General features: G+C 66.4%; 14 protein-coding genes and 2 pseudogenes. All 16 read right to left on the bottom strand.

All coding sequences use genetic code 11. The features are described 5' to 3' along the window. Window positions 1-221 precede the first annotated feature (221 nt). A pseudogene (locus HND92_RS05405) lies at window positions 222-791 on the bottom strand (SMR family transporter); the annotation flags it as partial. A 220-nt stretch (window positions 792-1011) separates the two neighbouring features. Next, window positions 1012-1433: pseudogene (locus HND92_RS05400) on the bottom strand (BLUF domain-containing protein). 3 nt (window positions 1434-1436) lie between these two features. Further along, on the bottom strand, window positions 1437-2162 hold the full coding sequence (folE, locus tag HND92_RS05395) for a GTP cyclohydrolase I (RefSeq protein WP_011804323.1): 726 nt from the start codon (window positions 2160-2162) through the stop codon (window positions 1437-1439). A 127-nt stretch (window positions 2163-2289) separates the two neighbouring features. Continuing rightward, a complete protein-coding gene (clsB, locus tag HND92_RS05390) occupies window positions 2290-3519 on the bottom strand; it encodes a cardiolipin synthase ClsB (RefSeq protein ID WP_123675071.1) in 1230 nt (409 codons plus the stop codon). A 4-nt stretch (window positions 3520-3523) separates the two neighbouring features. After that, window positions 3524-4291: an endonuclease/exonuclease/phosphatase family protein gene (locus HND92_RS05385; protein WP_011804321.1), complete on the bottom strand. Its 768-nt coding sequence runs from the start codon at window positions 4289-4291 to the stop codon at window positions 3524-3526. Beyond that, entirely contained in the window at window positions 4288-4740 is a 453-nt protein-coding gene (gene nudB / locus HND92_RS05380) for a dihydroneopterin triphosphate diphosphatase (RefSeq protein ID WP_172206379.1), read from the bottom strand. The genes HND92_RS05385 and nudB overlap by 4 nt, the downstream gene beginning before the upstream one ends. A 28-nt stretch (window positions 4741-4768) precedes the next feature. Beyond that, the gene (locus tag HND92_RS05375) at window positions 4769-5572 is read right to left on the bottom strand and encodes a curli production assembly/transport component CsgG (RefSeq protein WP_172206377.1); all 804 of its coding nucleotides are present in this window, start codon (window positions 5570-5572) and stop codon (window positions 4769-4771) included. A gap of 96 nt (window positions 5573-5668) precedes the next feature. Beyond that, window positions 5669-7480, bottom strand: a complete 1812-nt coding sequence (gene aspS / locus HND92_RS05370) for an aspartate--tRNA ligase (RefSeq protein ID WP_011804318.1) — start codon at window positions 7478-7480, stop codon at window positions 5669-5671. 92 nt (window positions 7481-7572) lie between these two features. After that, a complete protein-coding gene (locus HND92_RS05365) occupies window positions 7573-8196 on the bottom strand; it encodes a DUF502 domain-containing protein (protein ID WP_011804317.1) in 624 nt (207 codons plus the stop codon). A 15-nt stretch (window positions 8197-8211) separates the two neighbouring features. Then, window positions 8212-8484 (bottom strand): FmdB family zinc ribbon protein, encoded by a 273-nt coding sequence (locus HND92_RS05360; protein ID WP_172206375.1) that lies wholly within the window; start codon window positions 8482-8484, stop codon window positions 8212-8214. Between the two features lie 75 nt (window positions 8485-8559). After that, window positions 8560-10011: a sodium:solute symporter family protein gene (locus tag HND92_RS05355; protein WP_172206373.1), complete on the bottom strand. Its 1452-nt coding sequence runs from the start codon at window positions 10009-10011 to the stop codon at window positions 8560-8562. 35 nt (window positions 10012-10046) lie between these two features. Next, on the bottom strand, window positions 10047-11612 hold the full coding sequence (gene ubiB, locus HND92_RS05350) for a ubiquinone biosynthesis regulatory protein kinase UbiB (protein WP_012655778.1): 1566 nt from the start codon (window positions 11610-11612) through the stop codon (window positions 10047-10049). Further along, on the bottom strand, window positions 11609-12187 hold the full coding sequence (locus HND92_RS05345; protein WP_012655777.1) for a hypothetical protein: 579 nt from the start codon (window positions 12185-12187) through the stop codon (window positions 11609-11611). Before HND92_RS05345 ends, ubiB begins: the two co-directional genes overlap by 4 nt. A gap of 80 nt (window positions 12188-12267) precedes the next feature. After that, window positions 12268-13275, bottom strand: coding sequence for a Tim44 domain-containing protein (locus HND92_RS05340; protein WP_172206371.1), 1008 nt, complete (start codon window positions 13273-13275; stop codon window positions 12268-12270). Between the two features lie 38 nt (window positions 13276-13313). Continuing rightward, window positions 13314-14045, bottom strand: coding sequence for a bifunctional demethylmenaquinone methyltransferase/2-methoxy-6-polyprenyl-1,4-benzoquinol methylase UbiE (gene ubiE / locus HND92_RS05335; RefSeq protein ID WP_012655775.1), 732 nt, complete (start codon window positions 14043-14045; stop codon window positions 13314-13316). A 124-nt stretch (window positions 14046-14169) separates the two neighbouring features. Then, window positions 14170-14586 carry a gamma-butyrobetaine hydroxylase-like domain-containing protein gene (locus tag HND92_RS05330; protein ID WP_172206369.1) on the bottom strand — a complete coding sequence of 139 codons (417 nt, stop codon included), beginning with the start codon at window positions 14584-14586 and terminating at the stop codon, window positions 14170-14172. Between the last annotated feature and the right edge of the window lie 10 nt (window positions 14587-14596).

Below are 14596 nucleotides of genomic sequence, written 5' to 3'. Positions count from 1 at the left end.
GCCAATCTAGGCGCGTGACGACGCCAAGGCCGGGGCCTTGGCTAGGAGGGCAACGACGAATGGCGCGGTTTTCACTCCGTTCCCTCCGGGTTGCGATCAAAAAGGGCCATTCGCGGCGTTGCCAAGCCTCGCTGGGGTAGCACCCCAGCTTCGTTTGGCGCCTTGCGCCTGGCCCTTTTTGATCGCAACGCATCTGGCAAAAATAGTGTGAACAGGCCCTAGTCCACCAGCACGGGCGACAGCAGCATGGCCTTGACGGCGTAGCCGTCCACCACGGTATAGCTGGCGATGAAGATGCCGGTCAGCACGCCGTAGCGCAGGCCCGCGCGCACACGCAGGCGCGCCTGGGGGTCGTGCGCCGCGCGCAACAGCCCGGGGCCGCCCGCAATCAGAAAAACGCCGCCCACCACCGCCACGATGCCCAGCACGCCCCAGGCGGACAGCCGCTCGCCCAGCAGCGTGACGGCCACCAGCGCGGTCAGCAGCGGCCCCGTGCCCCGCGCCAGGGGGTAGACCACGGTGAGGTCGGCCTTGCGGTAGCCGCGCAGCAGGATCACGTAGTACAGCACGTGCAGCACGCCGCTCAGGGCCACGATGGCCCACTCGCGCGCGCCCCACAGCGGCACGGCGTCGCGCCCAAGCCACCAGCCCAGCGGTGCCCACACCAGCATCATGAGCACCGAGGTGAAGAAGGCGAAACGCGCATCGCCGCCGGCCTTCTTGGCGGCGATGTTCCAGCCGGCGTGGATCAGGCCGGCGAGGAGGATGAGTGCGAAGGCGTTGAGCGACATGAAGGGCCCGCCGCCGCAGCGCCTCGCGGCCGGCTGCGGCGTTCAGGAGGTGGTCGGCGGCATCAGTGCGCCACGGCGGCACCGGCATGCGCCAGACGGGAGCCGCCCAGCAAGTGCCTGGACCGGCCCCACCGCCCCGCCATACTGACGGCGCCCCCGTCCCGCACGTCGCGCGGGAGTCGGGGACAGCGGCGCAAGCCGCTCAGGGGGCGGTCCACCCTCAGGCCCGGCCGATGATGCTGGCCGTGGCCATGAGTTCTTCGAGCAGCGCGAACGACACCTTGCCCGAGGCTGCATAGGGGTCGAACTCGGGCCGCTCGGAATACTTGAGCACGATGGAGTGGTTGAGCTTGGTCAGGTTGACCTGGCCATGGTCCAGCCGCCAAAGCGGCGCTCGGTGATTTCCTCGAAGGCCAGCAATTCCACGTCCTTGTGGCGCGGGTCGCGCTGGATGTGGCCGTACAGGTCGCTGACGGCCGAGCGGCCGCCTTCGATGGCCTGCAGGAAGATGCCGCCGCCGTAGCACAGCACGCCCGTGATGCCACTGGCGGGGTTGTGCTGGCGCGACTGGGTGAGGATGGCCTCGATGGCCTCGGGCGAGGTATCGACGGCGCGGCTGACGTAGAGAAGACGGACCAGCATGGGTCAGCTCCTTCGGGGAATGAGGGCCAGGAATTCGCGGCGCAGCGTGGGGTTGGTGAGGAACACCCCGCGCATCACCGAGTTGATCATCTTGCTGTCCATCTCGCGCACACCGCGCCAGGACATACAGAAGTGGCTGGCCTCCATGACGATGGCCAGCCCGTCGGGCTGGGTCTTTTCCATGATGAGGTCGGCCAGCTGCACCACGGCCTCCTCCTGGATCTGGGGACGCCCCATGACCCAGTCCACGAGGCGCGCGTACTTGGACAGACCGATCACGTTGGTGTGCTCGTTGGGCAGCACGCCGATCCAGATCTTGCCGATCACCGGGCAGAAGTGGTGGCTGCAGGCGCTGCGCACGGTGACGGGGCCGACGATCATCAGCTCGTTCAGGTGCTCGGCGTTGGGAAACTCGGTGATCGCCGGCGGCTGCACGTAGCGGCCCTTGAAGACCTCGTTGAGGTACATCTTGGCCACCCGGCGCGCCGTGGCCTGCGTGTTGTGGTCGCCCGCTGTGTCGATCACCATGCTGTCGAGGACGCCCTGCATCTTGGCCTCGACCTCGTCCAGCAGGCGCTCCAGCTCGCCGGGCTGGATGAACTCCGCGATGTTGTCGTTGGCATGGAAGCGCCGGCGCGCCGCGTTCAGCCGTTCGCGAATCTTGACGGAGACGGGCGTGCCCTCGTCGGGCGCGGCGCCGCTCAGGGGTGCTGGGGGTTCTGAAGACATGGCGGCATGGTACCAGCGAATGCCGATCCAGGCTTTATAAGCCTTTTATGCCTCTAGCGCTTATGGGACAAGCGCGAGCAGCTATCCAAACAATAGCAATATTTTCCCACCGGCAGGGGCGCGGCATTCAGTAGCGGTTGCCCGTCACCCACAGGGCCGCGCGCATGATGCCGAAGGCGATGCGGTCCAGCGCGCGCTCGCGCCAGGGGCGTTCGGCGTAGCGCTGCGGGTCAAGCCGGCGGCCCTCGTGGGCCATGGCGTGGCGCAGCCGCTTGCGCAGGTCCTGGGCAAAGGGGGCGTCGCGCACGATCACATTGGCCTCGCGCGCCAGCAGCAGCGACAGCGGGTCCAGGTTGGACGAGCCCACCGTGGCCCAGGCGCGGCGGCTGTCCGCGTCGATCACCGCCACCTTGGCGTGCAGGAAGCTGGGCGCGTATTCATGAATCTCCACGCCCGCCGCCAGCAGCGTGCCGTACACCGGCCGCGCTGCGTGGTATTGCATGAAGTATTCGTACCGCCCCTGCAGCAGCAGCTGTACGCGCACACCGCGCCGCGCCGCCAGCACCAGCGCGCGGCGCAGCTTGCCACCGGGCACGAAGTAGGCGTTGGCGATGATGACCTCATGCCGCGCGCGGGCAATGGCGCGCAGGTAGGCGCGCTCGATGCGTGCACGGTTGCGCACGTTGTCGCGCAGCACCAGCTCGGCGCGCATGCCCCGCGCACGGCTCTCGGCGCGCCGCGCCGCCAGGCGTGCGGCGCTGGCGGCGCGCAGGTCGGCCAGCGCCAGCGACAGGCGGCGCTGGCGCACGTCGCGCACCGCGCGCATGCGCCACCACAGTTGCTCCATGGTCTCGCTGGCCTGCTGCACCAGGCTGCCCTCGGCGCGCACGGCAAAGTCAAAGCGCGGCGCGGTGAGCGCGCCGTGGTTGGGGTCGTGGAAGTCGTCCAGCACGTTGATGCCGCCGCAGAACAGCACGCAGCCATCCACCACGCACAGCTTGCGGTGCAGCCGGCGCCAGCGCATCGGCAGCAGCAGGCCCAGCGGGCCGAGCGGCGAATACACCTGCACGTGCACGCCGGCCTGCACCATGCGGGTGCGCCAGGGCTCGGGCAGCCGCCCCGTGCCCACGCCGTCCAGCGCCAGGTGCACGCGCACGCCGCGCCGGGCTGCGCGCATCAGCGCCTCGGCCACGTCGGCGCCCGCGCCGGTGCAGTCAAAGATGTAGGTCTCGAACTGGATATCGGACAGCGCCGCATCCATCTCGGCGATCAGCGCCGGGAACAACTCCTGCGTGCCCTGCAGCAGCTGGATCTGGTGGTCTCGGCCGGTAGCGTGCGCGCGCGTGGGGGCGACCATGGAGTCAGAGCTTGAACTCTGCGATCAGCGGCAAATGGTCCGACATGCGCCACCAGATCCGCCCACGTGGCACCTGCAGCCCCAGCGGGGTGAGGCCCCGCACGTACACATGGTCCAGCTGCACCATGGGCAGGCGGGCGGGGTAGGTGAAGGCCTGGGGCGCATCGTCGTACTCGAAGAGCCCGAAGCCCGCAAGCATGCGCTTGATCTGCAGCCCCCAGTCGTTGAAGTCGCCCGCAACGACCAGCGGGGCATCCTCGGGCACCTCGCGCGCGATGAAGCGCTGCAGCTGCGCCACCTGGCGGATGCGGCTGCCGGGCACCAGGCCCAGGTGCACCACGATGGCATGCACCCGGCGGCCCTGTATCTCCACCTCCACATGCAGCAGGCCGCGCTGCTCGAAGCGATGGTCGGAGATGTCCTCGTGCTGGTGGCCGATCACCGGCCAGCGCGTGAGCAGCGCGTTGCCGTGCTCTCCGTGGCGCGTGAAGGCATTGGTGCGGTAGATGGCTTCGTAACCTTCGGGGGCCAGGTACTCGGCCTGCGGCACATGGGGCCAACGCTCGAAGTAGCTGGCCTCCTTGCGGTTCATCCTGCGCACCTCCTGCAGGCAGACGATGTCTGCATCGAGCTGCTCGACCGCCAGGCCCAGATTGTGGATCTCCAGCCGGCGCGCGGGGCCCAGCCCCTGCACACCCTTGTGGATGTTGTAGGTCGCTACGCGCAGGATGCCGGAATGCTCGGCAGGCAGTTCGATCGGTGTTGCGGTCATCGTCCAGCGAATCGTGGCAGCCAGAGTATGGCCTCGGCATTGGAAGGCGAGTAGCAGCGGTCCGCGGCTTCGCGCCAGCCCATCCAAGCATATGCCGTGTGTTCACGCGGATTCAAGGCCACTGACGTTTGCGCCGGCACGCACAGGCCGAAGACACGCTCGGTATTCAGGCAAACACCCGGCGCGTAGCGGTGCCGCCACTGCGGGTAGATGGTGTAGATGTTCTCCATGCCCCAGTCGCGCAGCGCGCAGCCCGCAGCGGCCGCCTGGATGCCGGTTTCCTCCGCCACCTCGCGCGCGGCGGTGACGGCCCAGTCCTCGCCCGCAAAATCCTTGCTGCCGGTGACCGATTGCCAGAAATCTTCGGCCGAGTCGGCACGGCGCAGCAGCAGCACGTCCAGCGCAGGCGTGTGCACCACCACCAGCACGGATTCGGGAATTTTGTACATGGCGCCGTCCCTGTGCACGCGCGCTGCGCTAGCGGCTCGGCACCGGCGGCGGCAGGGGCTTGGCTTGCAGCGCCCGCACCTGCTCCACCAGGGCGTTGTGCGTATCCAGGAAGGCGGCGGCAACCACCTTGGCTTCGTTGGTGTTGCTCCAACCTGCCCCGGATGCACCCCCCAGCCGCCCGATCATGATGCCGCCGATGCCCAGATCGGTGGTGCGGGCCGCGCCCGTGGCGGCAGCCACCTGTTCGGTGGTTTCGTTGTCCGACAGCAGTAGCGCCGTCTGCGCCTCCTTGAACTTCACCTGCTCGGCCAGGCCGATCAGGCCGGCCAGGTCGCGCAGCACCGGAATCATGCCCATGATGCCCGCCAGGCCGCGCCCGGCATCGCTTTCGCTGAAGGTCAGGCTGGGAGTGAGCGTGTACTGCGCCTCATAGCCGCGCCCCTTGGCCACGGTCGAGTTGGGGCGCAGCACGCCCGATTCACGCAATTCGCTCTCCTGTACCGTACCACGCAGCCCCGCGCCACGATCCATCACGCGAAAGCAGCCGCTTTGTTGCACCATGAGCTTGATCAGGGGCACGGGCGAGGTGGGCAGGTTGTAACCACCCGTGGCATAGCCGTGGGGACTCTCGGCCAGCGCCACGGTGGCCACGGGGCTGTCGCAGCGCAGCAGCTCGCGCGCGGCGTTGCGCGGGCCCTGGGGCCCGGCCGAGCCAGCGACCACCGAACCGCCTTCGCCCAGCTCGGTTTTCTTCTCGCCGCAAGCCGATACCCCCAGCGCCACGCACAGCAGCAAACCGGTATGGGACAGCCGTCGGAACAGCATGCGCATGGTCTCCCTCCAAGAGCCTGTGGACACGTTATGGCAAACAAAAACGGCAGGCACGTGAACGCGCCTGCCGCTTAGGTGTCGGAGCCCGCGCGCTCCTCAGTGGGCTGCAGGCAGCGGGTTGCGCAGGCGGATGTGCAGTTCGCGCAGCTGCTTTTCGTCCACAGGCGAAGGGGCCTGGGTCAGCAGATCCTGGGCGCGCTGGGTCTTGGGGAAGGCGATCACGTCGCGGATGGACTCGGCTCCCGTCATCAGCGTGATCAGGCGGTCCAGGCCGAAGGCCAGGCCGCCGTGCGGAGGCGCGCCGTACTGCAACGCGTCCAGCAGGTAGCCGAACTTGGCGCGCTGGTCTTCCGGGCCGATATTGAGCGCCGCAAACACCTTGGCCTGCACATCAGCGCGGTGGATACGCACCGAGCCGCCGCCCAGCTCCCAGCCGTTCAGCACCATGTCGTAGGCCTTCGCAATGCACTTGCCGGGGTCGGTGTCCATGAGGTTCTCATGGCCGTCCTTCGGCGACGTGAAGGGGTGGTGCACGGCCACCCAGCGGTCTTCTTCCTCGTCATGCTCGAACATGGGAAAGTCCACCACCCACAGCGGCGCCCAGCGGTTCTCGAACAGACCATTCTTCTTGCCGAATTCGCTGTGGCCGACCTTCAGGCGCAGTGCGCCGATGGCGTCGTTGACGATCTTTTCCTTGTCGGCGCCAAAGAACAGCAGGTCGCCGTCCTGCGCGCCCGTGCGCTGGAGCACTTCGGCCAGTGCGGCGTCATGGATGTTCTTGACGATGGGCGACTGCAGGCCGTCACGGCCCTTGGCCTTGTCGTTGACCTTGATGTAAGCCAGACCCTTGGCGCCGTAGATCTTCACGAACTCGGTATAGCCGTCGATCTCGCCGCGCGACAGGCCGCCCTCTTCACGGGCGCCACCGGGCACGCGCAGGGCCACCACACGGCCGCCCTTCATGTTGGCGGCGCCGGAGAAGACCTTGAAGTCCACGTCCTTCATGACATCGGTCAGCTCGGTGAATTCGAGCTTCACGCGCAGGTCAGGCTTGTCGGAGCCGAAACGGTGCGCTGCTTCCTGGTAGGTCATGGTGGGGAATTCGCCCAGGTCCACGCCCAATTGCTGCTGGAACACTTCCTTGATCATGCGCTGGAAGATGGCGCGGATCTCTTCCTCATTCAGGAACGAGGTCTCGCAGTCGATCTGCGTGAACTCGGGCTGGCGGTCGGCGCGCAGATCCTCGTCGCGGAAGCACTTGGTGATCTGGTAGTAGCGGTCGTAGCCGGCCACCATCAGCATCTGCTTGTAGAGCTGGGGCGACTGCGGCAGCGCGAAGAACTGACCGTCGTGCACGCGGCTGGGCACGAGGTAGTCGCGCGCTCCCTCGGGCGTGCTCTTGCCCAGCATGGGTGTTTCGATGTCGATGAAGCCTTCCTTGTCCAGGAAGTTGCGCACCTGGATGGCCGTCTTGTAGCGCAGCATCATGTTGCGCTGCATGTACGGGCGGCGCAGGTCCATCACGCGGTGCGTGAGGCGCGTGGTTTCCGACAGGTTGTCGTCGTCCATCTGGAAGGGCGGCGTCACGGACGGGTTCAGGACGTTGAGCTCCTGGCACAACACCTCGATCTTGCCGCTCTTGAGGCTGTCGTTGGTCGTGCCTTCGGGACGCGCGCGCACCAACCCCTTGACCTGCACGCAGAACTCGTTGCGGACGTCCTCGGCCACCTTGAACATCTCGGGACGATCAGGGTCGCAGACCACCTGCACATAGCCTTCGCGGTCGCGCAGGTCGATGAAGATCACGCCGCCATGGTCGCGGCGACGGTTCACCCAGCCCGACAGGGTGACGGTTTGGCCCAGGAGGGCTTCGGTCACAAGACCGCAGTAGTGGGAGCGCATGGCCATGGATCAGTCTTCCTGCGTCCTCGTGGGACGCGACGATGGTTGTTCTTTCCACCCACTCGGCGCACAGGCACGGGCGGGCGACGACGGTTTTCTTATGGAGCGGGTTCCGTGGCAACGGGGTCGGGTGGCGACACCACCCCCATCGACACAATGTACTTGAGGGCCGCATCGATGCTCATGTCCAGCTCGATGCAGTCGCTCCTGCGCATGAGCACGAAGTACCCGCCCGTGGGATTGGGCGTGGTGGGCACGTAGACGCTCACATACTCGTCACGCAGGTAAGCCGCCACCTCGCCGCTGGGCGCGCCGGTGATGAAGGCCACCGTCCACACCCCCTCGCGCGGCCACTGCACCAGCACGGCGGTGCGAAAGGCGTTGCCGCTTTCAGAGAACAGCGTGTCGGAAACCTGCTTGACACTGGAGTAGATCGAACGCACCACGGGAATGCGGCTGACCAGACGGTCGCCCCACTCCACCAGCTTGCGCCCCGCAAAGTTGCTCGCCAAGGCCCCCACTACCAGCAGGATGCTGAGCGTGAGCAACACCCCGAAGCCCGGGATGTGAAAGCCCAGCAGTTTGTCCGGCTGCCAGGAGCCCGGCAGGATGGCGAGGGTCTGATCCAGGGTGCTCACGATCCAGCTCAACACCCATGCGGTGATGACGCCGGGCACGATGACCAGCAGACCCGTGAACAGCCACTTGCGCAAGGCAGCCATGCGAGTTATCCGAGGTTAAAAGTCAGAAGTGGCCGCAGCGCTTGCTGGAGCAGCGCTGGCAGCTTCTGTTTTAGGAGCGTCCGATGCCGCAGCAGGCGCACTGGCACGGCCGCTGAAATCGGTGGCATACCAGCCCGTGCCCTTGAGTTGAAAGCCCGCGGCCGTCAGCTGCTTGGAAAAAGCCGGCGCACCGCAGGACGGGCAGACGGTGAGCGGCGCGTCGGAGATTTTTTGCAGCACGTCCTTGGCCTGGCCGCAGGAACCGCATCGATAGGCGTAAATAGGCATTACGAAGAAGTGCGAAGAATGTGCAAAACCTTCAATTATAGGCATGCACCCCAGGCCGCACCGCGCGCCCGTGCGTCACTCCACCCCCACCACCCGGTGGTGCGGCGCATGCGAATTGCGCACCACCTGCGGTGCAAGCGAACCGGCCACCATGCCGACCATGGCGGCCAGCAGGCCGGCGAGTTGCTGGGGGAACGCCTCATGCAGCGCGGGGGTGACCATGAACACCAGCCACACGCCAATGCCCAGCGCCACCGCGCACAGCGCGCCTTGCGTGTTGGCACGCTTCCAATACAGGCCGAATACCAGCGGCACGAACGCCCCCACCAGCGGCACTTGGTAGGCGCTGGACACCAGCTCGTAAATGGGCGTGCCTTCCATCTTGATGGAATAGGCCAGCACACCCACCGCGAACACCAGCACACTGATGCGCATGGCCAGCAGGTTCTCGCGGTCGCTGATCTTTTCAGGGCGGAACTGCCGCCAGATGTTCTCGGTGAACGTGACGCTGGGCGCCAGCAGTGTGGCCGAGGCGCAGGACTTGATGGCCGACAAGAGCGCGCCAAAGAACAGCACCTGCATGACCATGGGCATCTTGTCCATCACCAGCGTGGGCAGCACCTTCTGGGGATCGTCCTTGAGCAGCTCCGCGGTCTCCTGCGGCATGATGAGCAGCGCGCTCGCCACTAGGAACATGGGAACGAAGGCAAAGAGGATATAGGCCGTTCCGCCAATCACCGTGCCATGCGTGGCTGCACGCTCGGAATTGGCGGACATCACACGCTGGAAAACGTCCTGCTGCGGGATGGAGCCCAGCATCATGGTGATGGCCGCACCGAAGAAGAAAATGATTTCGTGCCAGGTCGGTTCCGGCCAGAACTGGAACAGATCGCGGCTCGTCGCCAGTTCGATCACCTTGCCCGCACCGCCGGCCATGTCGCTCGCAAACCAAGCCAGCACCAACAGGCCCATGACCAGGATGATCATCTGGATGAAGTCCGTGACCGCCACCGACCACATGCCGCCCCAGAGCGTGTAGATCAGGATCGACACCACGCCGATGGTCATGCCCATCGGGATGCTGATGCTGCCGCCGGACAGCAGATTGAACACCAGCCCCAGCGCCGTGACCTGCGCCGACACCCAGCCCAGGTAGCTGAGCATGATGATGAGCGAGCAGATCACCTCCACTGCGCGGCCGTAGCGCTCGCGGTAGTAGTCGCTGATGGTCAGCAGTGTCATGCGGTAGAGCTTGGCCGCGAAGAACAACCCCACCAGAATCAAGCACATGCCGGCGCCAAACGGGTCTTCCACCACGGCCTTGAGCCCCCCTTCGATGAACTTGGCGGGCACGCCCAGCACGATCTCGGAGCCGAACCACGTGGCGAACGTGGTGGTGATGATCATGTACATGGGCAGGTGGCGCCCGGCAATCGCGAAATCAGCCGTGTTCTTCACCCGTTGGGCAGCCCACAAGCCAATGCCGATGGTGACAAACAGGTAGGCAATCACCATGAAGAGCAACACGCTGGTACTCCTGAGGAATGAGAGAGGGAAGGAAGTTAGAAGATGCGCACGCGCACGAAGAGCTGCATGACCAGCAGCCCCAGCACGAAGCCCAGGCCGCCATAGATGATGCTTTGCAGCAGCCGGTTGGTGCGCTTCTGGGTGGCCAGCAGTTCCTGCAGATCGCCCCGGTTGTCATGGGGCCGCTGGCGCAGGAAGTCGTGGAGCAGGCGTGGCAGGTCGGGCAGGATCTTGGCGTAGTGCGGCGCCTCGGCACGCAGCTCGCGCCACAGGCGTTGGGGACCCAGCTGATCGAGCATCCACTTCTCCAGGAAGGGCTTGGCCGTGCTCCACAGGTCCAGGTCGGGGTCCAACTGCCGGCCCAACCCTTCGATGTTGAGCAAGGTTTTTTGCAGCAGCACCAGCTGCGGCTGGATCTCCACCTGGAAGCGCCGCGAGGTCTGGAACAGCCGCAGCAGCACCATGCCCAAAGAGATTTCCTTGAGCGGCCGGTCGAAATACGGCTCGCACACGGTGCGGATAGCGGCTTCCAGTTCGTTCACGCGGGTATGGGCGGGAACCCAACCGCTTTCGATGTGCAGTTCGGCCACGCGCTTGTAGTCGCGCCTGAAAAAAGCCGTGAAGTTCTGCGCAAGGTATTCCTTGTCGAACTCGGTCAGCGTCCCGACGATGCCAAAGTCCAGCGAGATGTAGCGGCCGAAGGTCTCGGGCGCCAGGCTCACCTGGATGTTGCCGGGATGCATGTCGGCATGAAAGAACCCGTCGCGGAACACCTGGGTGAAGAAGATGGTCACGCCGTCGCGGGCCAGCTTGGGAATGTCCACGCCCGCGCTGCGCAGGCGCTCCACCTGGTTGATGGGCACGCCCTTCATGCGCTCCATCACCAACACTTCGGCATGGCAGAAATCCCAGAACACCTCCGGGATGAGCACCAAGTCCAGCCCCTGCATGTTGCGGCGCAGCTGCGCCGCGTTGGCCGCCTCGCGCACCAGGTCGAGTTCGTCGTGCAGGTAGTTGTCGAACTCGGCCACGACCTCGCGGGGCTTGAGGCGCTTGCCGTCGGCGGACAGGCTTTCCACCCACCCGGCCATCATGCGCATGAGCGCCAAATCCTTGTCGATCACCGGCAGCATGCCGGGGCGCAGCACCTTCACGGCGACTTCACGCGCGTGCCCCTGGCGGTCACGGATCACCGCGAAGTGCACCTGCGCGATGGACGCGCTGGCCACGGGCTGCCGGTCGAACGAGACGAACACCTCGCCGATCGGGCGGCGAAATGCGCGCTCGATGGTGGCGATCGCCACATCAGGGTCGAACGGCGGCACACGATCCTGCAGCAGCGCCAGCTCGTCCGCAATGTCCGGCGGCATGAGGTCGCGGCGCGTGGACAGGACCTGCCCGAACTTCACGAAAATCGGACCCAGGCTCTCCAAGGCCTCGCGCAGCCGCTGGCCGCGCGGCGCGTCCAGCTTGCGGCCGAAGGTGATGACCCGCGTGACGGCGCGCAGCCACGGCTGCCGGAAGGTCGACAGCACCAGTTCGTCGAGTCCATAGCGCAGCACCACCCAGACGATGGTGATGCCGCGGGCAAAGCGGCTCATGGCGGGGAGCGATCCGGCAACTCGCCCGCTGCGGGCGCGGGCGCCTGGCCGCCGGGCACGCGTGCGCCCACGAAGCTGCGCAACGCCTGCACGGCGCGTCCCACGACGGATGCCACAGCGCGGGCCGGGGCATCGCCGATCACGCGCGCCATGTCTTCCTCGACATCCCAGCGCACATGGTCCACCAGCCAATTGATCTCGGCCGCGAACTGCACGTCGCCTTCGATGCGGATGGTGGGCTTGTCGCCGCGCAGCGCACTGCCGGCCAGCGACAGCGGGGAGGTCTCGGACACTTCCAGCCGGAGGTCGGCCACGGCCTCTGCAGGCGCGAGATCGAACAGCCCGGCGGGCGTCACCTGCAGCGCCATCGAGAAGATGCGCCACTGCACGCGCGCGACGCGGCCGCGCTGGCGTGCCAGACGGTCCATGGCTTCCCGCTCCTGCATCAGCACATGGTTGAGGAACAGCACCGTGCGGTGCTGCACCTCATGCACCAGCCACGCGGGCGGCAGGGGGCCAGACATGACGCGTTCGAAGAGCCCGTCCAGGAAAGAAAAAGGGGACCGTGTTGCCATAGTCCCCGATTATTCCCCGAACTGGGCGCAGCGCAGCAGGCTTTTTCGCCGTGCGCCGCCCGGTTCCAGCGGCGCCATGCTTACTGCAGCGCCTGCACGCCCGCAACCAGCCAGCCGCTGGCGCCGTTCTTGGGCTTGGTCATGTTCCAGACCTCGCGGAACGGGCTCGGGCCGGCGGAAGGCTCCTCGCGGATCATGCCGGAGAACTCCACGCTGGCCATGTAGCCGTCGCCCAGGTCCTCGATGCCCAGCAGTTGCGCCTCGAGCATGATCACATCGGTCTGGTTGGGCTGCTGGTCGCCGCGGTGCGATTCGCGCTCGTTGAGCTGCGTGCGGACCTCGTCAACCATGCTGTCGGTCATCATGGAGCGCAGCGTGGCGACGTCCGAGCGGTCCCAGGCGGCCTGCAGCGTGGTGAAGTTGCGCTTGGCGGCCGACAGGAAGCCTTCGGTGTCGAAGCCGGCCGGCACGCCCCAGTTCTGCGAACCCGACAGCGCCGAGCCGATGATCCCGCCGGTAGCGGCAGCGGCCGGCGCCTGGAAGGCCATGCCGCCGCGCTCCCACGGGCGGGCGGACGCGTCGTTACCCACCTTGTCCGGGCTGTACTGGCGCGGCATGCGCGCATCTGCAGCGGGCGCGGAACCCGCGCCCTGGAAGGCGAAGGGCGAGGCGTTCACCGGCGCACCTGCGGATTTGCGCGCACGCATGACCATGCCGACCACCACCATGACCACCAGTGCCAGCAGGGCGATCAGCAGGAACTGGCCGAACTCTGCGCCCAGGCCCAGCGAGCTGGCCAGCCAGGCCAGGCCCAGGCCCGCGGCCAGGCCGCCCAGCATGGCGCCCCAGGGCTTCCTGGGGGCAGCTGCGGCGGTATTGGGCGCCGCGGCGGGCTTGGCCGCAGCGGTACTCGTCGTCGCATTCTGCGTGGGTGCGGCAGGAGCGGCGGGGGGCATCGCAGCGTCGCGCTGGGTCACGTTGCTGGACTGCTTGCCGATGGATTTGCCGCCCCCGAGACGGCGCGCATCCGCATCCAGATGCACGACCGCCAACATGGCGACCAAGACCACTGACCACAGTTTCATCATGGCTTCTCCGAAATATCGATAGTTTTCAATGAACTCTTTCAGCACTTGATTCCAACATGCAAGGCGACGATGCCGCCAGTCATGTTGTGATAGTCCACATGCCCAAAGCCACTTTGCTGCATGAGGGATTTGAGCTCTTCCTGGCCCGGGTGCATGCGGATGGACTCGGCCAGGTAGCGGTAGCTCGAATCGTCGCCCGCCACCAGCTTGCCCAGCCGCGGCAACACCTGGAACGAATACCAGTCATAGGCCTTTTCCAGCGGCTTGGCCACGCGGGAAAACTCCAGCACCAGCAGCCGGCCGCGCGGCTTGAGCACGCGGCACATCTCGCGCAGCGCAGCGTCCTTGTGCGTCATGTTGCGCAGGCCGAAGGCCACGCTCACCAGGTCGAAGTGGTTGTCAGGAAACGGCAGGTGCTCGGCATCGCACACCGTCGTGGGCAGCACCACGCCTTCGTTGATCAACCGGTCGCGTCCCACGCGCAGCATGGCCTCATTGATGTCGGTATGCACGACGCGGCCCGTGGCGCCCACCTTCTTGGAAAAGGCCAGCGACAGATCGCCCGTGCCGCCCGCGATGTCCAGCACCTGGTCGCCCTCGCGCAGGTTGGCCACCATGACGGTGTAGGCCTTCCAGGCGCGGTGCAACCCGGCCGACATCAGGTCGTTCATCAGGTCGTACTTGGGCGCGACAGAATCGAACACGCCGCGCACGTGACGCGCCTTGTCCTCTTCCTGAACCGACTGGAATCCGAAATGCGTGGTACTCATACCACGATGCTAAGCGCCCACTGACCATGCGTACAGCGGCAACCCCGCATGCGCCTAGGTCATCTGTCGCTATTTAGGCTAAAGCGTGGCGCGGCGCGGCCGCGCGGGCGGGCCGTGCTGCGCCTCAATGCCCGCCGCAGCCGTGGCCGCCGGCCTTGGGCGCCATGGGTGCATCACGGTCCACGCCGGCGGCGGCCAGCCGCTCGGCATAGTCTGCCCACAGCGCCTGCTCGTCGCGGCCCAGTTCGTACAGGTAATCCCACGAGAAGATGCCGCTGTCGTGCCCGTCGGAGAAGGTGGGCTGCACGGCGTAGTTGCCTACCGGCTCCAGCCGCGTCAACGTGACGTCGCGTTTGCCGGTCTGCAGCACCTGCTGGTCCGGCCCATGGCCCTGCACTTCGGCCGAGGGGGAATACACGCGCATCAGCTCGAACGGGATGCGAAAGTGTGCGCCGTCGGAAAACGTCACCTCCAGCACGCGCGACTGCTCGTGCACCGTGATGGATTGGGGCATGGGCGCGCCCGCCGTCAGACCTGCCATGGATTTCACC

The organism is Diaphorobacter sp. JS3050, assembly GCF_013154915.1.
Classification (GTDB): Bacteria; Pseudomonadota; Gammaproteobacteria; order Burkholderiales; family Burkholderiaceae_C; genus Diaphorobacter; species Diaphorobacter nitroreducens.
Note: the sequence above shows the minus strand (reverse complement) of the source record. Positions and strands in the feature narration are given on the sequence as shown.

What these genes read in the sequence shown, in the direction of transcription:
- folE (WP_011804323.1), bottom strand. Translation starts at nt 2,162, where the DNA reads ATGTCTTCAGAACCCCCAGCACCCCTGAGCGGCGCCGCGCCCGACGAG.
- clsB (WP_123675071.1), bottom strand. Translation starts at nt 3,519, where the DNA reads ATGGTCGCCCCCACGCGCGCGCACGCTACCGGCCGAGACCACCAGATC.
- HND92_RS05385 (WP_011804321.1), bottom strand. Translation starts at nt 4,291, where the DNA reads ATGACCGCAACACCGATCGAACTGCCTGCCGAGCATTCCGGCATCCTG.
- nudB (WP_172206379.1), bottom strand. Translation starts at nt 4,740, where the DNA reads ATGTACAAAATTCCCGAATCCGTGCTGGTGGTGGTGCACACGCCTGCG.
- HND92_RS05375 (WP_172206377.1), bottom strand. Translation starts at nt 5,572, where the DNA reads ATGCGCATGCTGTTCCGACGGCTGTCCCATACCGGTTTGCTGCTGTGC.
- aspS (WP_011804318.1), bottom strand. Translation starts at nt 7,480, where the DNA reads ATGGCCATGCGCTCCCACTACTGCGGTCTTGTGACCGAAGCCCTCCTG.
- HND92_RS05365 (WP_011804317.1), bottom strand. Translation starts at nt 8,196, where the DNA reads ATGGCTGCCTTGCGCAAGTGGCTGTTCACGGGTCTGCTGGTCATCGTG.
- HND92_RS05360 (WP_172206375.1), bottom strand. Translation starts at nt 8,484, where the DNA reads ATGCCTATTTACGCCTATCGATGCGGTTCCTGCGGCCAGGCCAAGGAC.
- ubiB (WP_012655778.1), bottom strand. Translation starts at nt 11,612, where the DNA reads ATGAGCCGCTTTGCCCGCGGCATCACCATCGTCTGGGTGGTGCTGCGC.
- HND92_RS05345 (WP_012655777.1), bottom strand. Translation starts at nt 12,187, where the DNA reads ATGGCAACACGGTCCCCTTTTTCTTTCCTGGACGGGCTCTTCGAACGC.
- HND92_RS05340 (WP_172206371.1), bottom strand. Translation starts at nt 13,275, where the DNA reads ATGATGAAACTGTGGTCAGTGGTCTTGGTCGCCATGTTGGCGGTCGTG.
- ubiE (WP_012655775.1), bottom strand. Translation starts at nt 14,045, where the DNA reads ATGAGTACCACGCATTTCGGATTCCAGTCGGTTCAGGAAGAGGACAAG.
- HND92_RS05330 (WP_172206369.1), bottom strand. Translation starts at nt 14,586, where the DNA reads ATGGCAGGTCTGACGGCGGGCGCGCCCATGCCCCAATCCATCACGGTG.